General features: G+C 25.1%; 1 protein-coding gene and 1 pseudogene. Both read right to left on the reverse strand.

The genetic code is table 11. The features are described 5' to 3' along the window. Positions 1-203: 203 nt before the first annotated feature. Positions 204-491 (reverse strand): annotated as a pseudogene (locus tag KTO59_RS04640) (DUF2963 domain-containing protein); the annotation flags it as partial. A 911-nt stretch (positions 492-1,402) separates the two neighbouring features. Further along, positions 1,403-1,525 (reverse strand): DUF2963 domain-containing protein (locus KTO59_RS04235; protein ID WP_284928812.1); only part of this gene is annotated, 123 nt, incomplete at its 5' end.

Genomic DNA, 1,525 nt, shown 5'->3' on the forward strand with positions numbered 1-1,525 from the left:
ACCGAACAGACTAGTTAAAACAAACTAGTCTTTTTTGTTTTTAGCAAAAATAGGTTTTAAAAATTTGATAAATTTTTTTATTTTTTAAAAGTTTTTTTTTTTTTTGTTTAATTATCTTTTAAAACAGTAAATCGTAGTGTTATAAAAAAATGTAAGTACGGACGTTTATTTTATTTTTTATTTGTTTTTTTATATTTTTCATATTATTTTTTTTCCGTTCCGTCGTCGTTATATTCTCTAATTGCCCGAATAGTTTTACCATCGTTTTCGTAGAATTTTTCTGTAATTAATTTTTCGTTTTCGTTGTATTCGTGAATTTGTGTGATAGTTTTACCGTCTTTTTCGTAAAATGTTGTTTTAACTAATTTTTCTTTTTCGTTGTATTCGTGAATTAAAAAAATAGTTTTATCGTTGTCGTGGTATTGGTAGTAAGTTCGTTTAATTAATTTTTCGTTTTCGTTGTATTCGTTAATGTACCAAACAGTTTTGCCGTCGGGACGGTAAAATACTTCTTCTCTTCTTCTTTCTCTCTCTCTTTCTTTCTCTCTTCTTCTCTTTCTCTTCTCTCTCTCTCTTCTCTCTCTCTCTCTCTCTCTTTCTCTTCTCTCTCTTCTCTTCTTCTTCTTCTCTTCTTCTTCTTCTTCTTCCTTCTTCTTCTCTTCTTTTTATCGTTGTCGTGGTAATTGGTATAATATTTTACTAATTTTTCGTTTTCGTTGTATTCGTTAATGTGTTAAACAGTTTTACCGCTCTGAATTTCCAAAATATTTTTGTTTTTTACTTTTTGTTTTCAATTGAATTTTAGATTTACAACTTTTGCCCTATAGATCGATGTTTCTTTGGCGTAATCGAGTTTTTTGATACATCTTCGTTATCTTTTGATTCTTCTACATCATATTCAGTTTTTTTAAATCTTTTTTAATATAATTATAAATAAAATATGTTGTAATTATTAAAATAGTACCAAAATTAAAAAATTGTTTTAATTTCATTTTTTTATATTTTTCCTTTAATCAAGGACTTTATTTCTCGCTTTACTGATAAACTGGTCGTACTTATAAATTTTTGTAAATAAATTCATTTTTTAATACCTAAAGACTAGTTAAAAACAAACTAGTCTTTTTTATAGAAAAGAGATTTTAAAAATAGAGTTAAAAACATTTACATTTTTATAACAGTACGACTATTAATTAATACTAATTAAAATTATAAAACAAAAAAACAATTTTAATATTCAGTTTTTTTATAATGTTTGTTATTATTAAATTAAAAATATAAAAAATTATTTTTACATGGGTTAAAAACCTACGAATAGTCTTTAAGTTTCTATTTCAAACCCATAATCAATCCTTTAAATACAAGATCGCAGTGTTATAAAGAAATGTAAGTGCGGACGTTTATTTTATTTTTTATTTGTTTTTTTTGTATTTTTCATATTATTTTTTTCTGTTCCGTCGGGGTGATATTCGTTGATGTAATCGATAGTCTTGCCGTCGGGTTGGTACCATGTTGTTTTAGTTTTTTG

The organism is Candidatus Phytoplasma sp. AldY-WA1 (assembly GCF_020312115.2).
Taxonomy (GTDB): Bacteria; Bacillota_I; Bacilli_A; order Acholeplasmatales; family Acholeplasmataceae; genus Phytoplasma; species Phytoplasma vitis.